The sequence below is a fragment of the Hahella sp. CCB-MM4 genome, from assembly GCF_002260525.1.
Taxonomy (GTDB): Bacteria; Pseudomonadota; Gammaproteobacteria; order Pseudomonadales; family Oleiphilaceae; genus Hahella.
Window position 1 is genome coordinate 1 of the sequence record NZ_MRYI01000043.1, and the last position, 3,638, is coordinate 3,638.

The 3,638-nt window shown below is 53.5% G+C and carries 1 pseudogene; it reads right to left on the minus strand.

From position 1 onward, the window contains the following. Positions 1-3,638: pseudogene (locus tag BTA51_RS28750) on the minus strand (hypothetical protein); the annotation flags it as partial.

Consider the following 3,638-nt stretch of genomic DNA (forward strand, 5'->3'; position numbering starts at 1 on the left):
AGCGAGCTGTCGACAAAATACTCGGCCGCACTATCGTAGGTCTTGGTAGAGGTGTATTTCAGTACAAACGCCGAGTCGGTCGGGGACTTCAGGTAGTATTTGACTTGGTTGCCTTCAGCAACGATACGAAACCGGGTTTCAGTATCGTATTTACCAAAATCAATTTTCAAAACACCATCTTCAAAGACCCGGAAATGATTTTCCCACGATTTGTGGATCGCAAAATCGAGATCACTGTAGCCATCTGAACTGTTGGTCTTATTCAGCCCCGCCATGATGCGTTTGCCATCACCGGGCAGACTGAATTCCAGATAGCCGTCACCGCGCAGGGTTTCCCGCGAACGGGCCGAGCGATCCCAGCTTCCGGTTGCCTGGGTGCGTTCGGAGGTGCCCAGGTAACCTTCCATACCGTTGGTCTGGTACTCCCAGGTCACCAGTTGCGGCAACCAGGCCTCGATACCGGCTTCGCTATACTCAACCCCGGTGTCAGGTAACGCACCACTATACTGATAAGTACCAATCGCTTGCCCCTGGGCATTGTAGGTATAGGCGGTGACATAACCGCCGGCATCCACTGCATAGTGGAGCTGGCCACGGTCGTCATAGATCTGATGGGTGGATTGGGTTCCTGCGGTCTGACTTGCGGCGAAGCTACTCAACGCATCTTCAGTGAACGCTGTCCCGCTATAGGTCCCGGCATAACGCAAGGTTTCAGTGACTCGGCCGGCATGGTCGTAACGGTTCTCGGTGACCTGTCCCAGAGCATTGATACTGAAACGGGCCTGACCGCGATCATCATAGACGACCCGGGAAACCTGGACCGTCCCACCGATGGTCGACAAGCTTTGTCCCATCACCACGTCCCGGATCGTCGCCCCTTCCTCCAGGAACGAGGTATCCACCACATAGGGAGCCGTGACATTGGCTGCCGTGGCCGAGGTATGCAGTAGTGCAAATCCGGCCCCCGGTGACGCTTCGACATAGTACTTCACCACCGTCCCGTCCATTTCGATCCTGAACCGGGTCTCCTGTGCCATCACCCCAAGATCCGCCCGCGAGACTCCGCCTTCATAGATGAAGATATGGTTATCCCAGCGTCGGTAAATGGCATAGTTCAGGTCGGTATAGCTGTCCGTGTTGTTGGACTTGCTCAAGCCCACCATCACCCGCTTACCGTCTGTGGGGATGGAAAATTCCAAAAAGCCTTCGCCGGTCAGGCTGTTACTGGAACGTAAGGCTTCATTCCAGCCATATTCCCCGGAGATTCTCACCCCCTGACCATCGAATCCCTGCACATTGCCCGAAGACTGGTATTCCCAGCTCACCAGTTGGGGCAGCCAGGCTTCGATCCCGGCTTGGGTGTAGGTCACACCGGATTCCGGTAACGCCTCGGAGTACTGGCGGGTTTCGATCATCTGGCCGGCGGCATTGTAAGTGTATCCGGTGACATAGCCTTCCGGGTCCACGTCATACGCCAACTGGCCACGGGCATCGTAGATTTTATGGCCTTCGACCGGCGAGGTTTGGGCACTGGCAAACGCTTCCAGGGCGGACAGGGTAAATTCCTGCCCCGTATACACCGCATCATATCGGGTCGCCCGAACCGCCTGACCACGGGCGTCATAGGTGGTTTCAGTCACATAGCCCAGGCTATCAATGCTAAAACGGGCCTGGCCGCGGTTGTCGTAGATAGTGCGTTGAGTCTCGGTAACCGAGACCTCTGCAGACGCCTCTTCCAGGCGTTCTCTCGACAGTATGACGCCTGGTACCTCATTGTTATTCCGGTACAGGGCCGCATCGACAAAGTAATCCGCATTACTGTCCACCGCCCGGGTAGAGGTCTGAACAAGGGTAAAAGTATCCTTTCCTGCTTCCTTGATATAGTAGTGAGCCTGTCCATCTTTCAATGCAATCCGATAACGGTTCCCTGTCTGATGCGGAATCGCAATCTTGCCCTTGTGCTCGCCCTCTTCCCAGATATGAATCTCATTGTTGTAGTAAAGGTAGAATGCGTAATCAATGTCCTTATAATTATCTCCCTCTTGAAGGCTGTTGAGTCCAATCATGGTCGGTGCTTCATCACCATACTCGAACTCAATAAATCCCTCGGCCGGCATCGTCTCGACACTACGGGCACTATCGTCCCACACCGAAAGATCCTCGGGATTATTCAGCTCAATCGCCGTCCCCCGGACGACCACATCGTCGCTCAAGTCCGTCCAGTTTACCTGCACGGCCTTCAAGGGTAATGCGGCTTTCAGAGCGTCTAATGTCAAGCTTGCAGGGACATTCTCCAAGGGATCGGAGTATCTGTGGCCGGCAATATTGCGTCCCTGTGCATCGTATTCATACTCGGTGACATAGCCTTCGGCATCGAGGCTATATTTGACCTGGCCTCTGGCGTCATACACCTGGTATTGCCTGATCGATTTGGAGGCCGTCTTATCCTTCACCGTGACATCGACCACTTCCGCGCCCGTCGATTTAAACGATGTATCCACAAAATATTTCGCCGATAAATCCGGCTGTTTTGTCGAGGTGTGCACCAGAATAAATTCCGACTCACCTTCCGGCCGCACGTAATAACGGACAACCCCATCCTCCATCGCTATCCGATAGCGATTGCCCGCTTTCTGCGGAATCGACAAATCCTTGACCAGGTTACCTTCTTCGTACAATCGGATACGCTCAGAATCCCAACTGAAGAAGGCGTAATCAATGTCGGTATAGCTGTCTGTTGTATGGTTCGAATTAAGCCCCACCATGACCGACTGATTCACCTGCGGCAGGCTGAACTCAATAACTCCCTCACCCTGAATAGTCTGATCGGTACGCGCAGAAGCATCCCATGCCGATGCCCCTGTCTTGACGATCCCAGAAGAGGTCGATTCCAAGCCCGACGACATCGAGGCCCAAGTGACTTCTTCAGATTTCAGGACCCTATCAAGGCTGGCCACAGTGATTTCCCTGACCGTATCGAGATTCAGCGGCTGCTCATACGTCGACGTCGTGGTCACCCGGCCCAAAGCATCGTAGGTATGCTCTGTCACATAACCTTCAGCATCGATGCTGTATTTGATCTGGCCTCTAGCATCATAGACTTGGTATTGCCTGACCGACGTGGGGGTCGCTTTCTCACTCACCGTCACATCGATCACTTCTGCACCGCTAGACTTGAACGATGTATCCACAAAATACTGCGCCGATAAATCCGGTTGTTTCGCTGAGGTATGGACCAGAATGAACTCCGACTCACCTTCCGGCCGCACGTAATAACGAACACCCCCATCCTCCATCGCTATCCGATAGCGATTGCCCGCTTTCTGCGGAATCGATAAATCCTTGACCAGATTACCTTCTTCGTACAATCGGATACGCTCGGAATCCCAGCTGAAAAAGGCATAATCAATGTCCGTGTAGCTGTCCGTTGTATTACTCTGGTTCAGTCCCACCATGACCGACTTATTCACCTGCGGCAGGCTGAACTCAATGACGCCTTCCCCCTGAATGGTCTGGTCGGATCGTGCAGAAGCATCCCAGGCAAATGCGCCCGTTTTGACAATGCCAGATGTCGTTGACTGCAGCCCCGATGACATCGAGGACCAAGTGACATTTTCAGGTTTCAGAATTTCATCGAG